Below are 680 nucleotides of genomic sequence, written 5' to 3'. Positions count from 1 at the left end.
CTCCCAATATATTGTCTCTGCGCAATTCCGGACGGAAAACCGCTATGCAGCTTTCCTGGAATTGCTGCCGTCAGGCCTTGTTCTTGTTGTAGACGTCGAAGATCACCGCGCCGAGCAGCACCAGGCCCTTGACCACCTGCTGCCAGTCGACGTTGACGCCCATGATCGACATGCCGTTGTTCATCACACCCATGATGAAGCCGCCGACCACCGCACCGATGACCTGCCCGACACCGCCCATCGCCGAGGCGCCGCCGATGAACACGGCCGCGATGACGTCGAGCTCGCTGCCGAGGCCGGCCGCCGGCACGGCCTGGCCGAGGCGCGCCGCGATGATCAGGCCGCCGAGCGCCGACAGCACGCCCATGTTGATGAACACCATCAGCGTCAGCCGTTCGGTGTTGATGCCCGACAGTTGCGCCGCCTTGGCGTTGCCGCCCATGGCATAGATGCGGCGGCCGATTGTCATGCGCTTGGTGACGAAGACGAACAGCGAGATCAGCACGCCCATCACCAGCAGCACAACCGGCAGGCCCCTGTAGCTCGCGAACTGGAAGACCAGGAACAGCGCCAACGCGCTGCCGACCAGCGTCTTGATGACGAACAGCGGGAAAGGCTCGGCCTCATAGCCATGACGCTCACGCTTGCGGCGGGCCCGCAGCCCGAAATAGGCATAGGCG

1 pseudogene is annotated in these 680 nt (G+C 64.0%); it reads right to left on the bottom strand.

What is annotated here, in order from left to right:
• Positions 1–70: 70 nt before the first annotated feature.
• A pseudogene (locus tag EN742_RS36845) lies at positions 71–680 on the bottom strand (sugar ABC transporter permease); the annotation flags it as partial.

Origin of the sequence: Mesorhizobium sp. M4A.F.Ca.ET.020.02.1.1, assembly GCF_004022645.1 — a bacterium.
Lineage (GTDB): Bacteria > Pseudomonadota > Alphaproteobacteria > Rhizobiales > Rhizobiaceae > Mesorhizobium.
The sequence above is the reverse complement of the archived record's forward strand: the minus strand, read 5'-3'. Positions and strand labels throughout refer to the sequence as shown.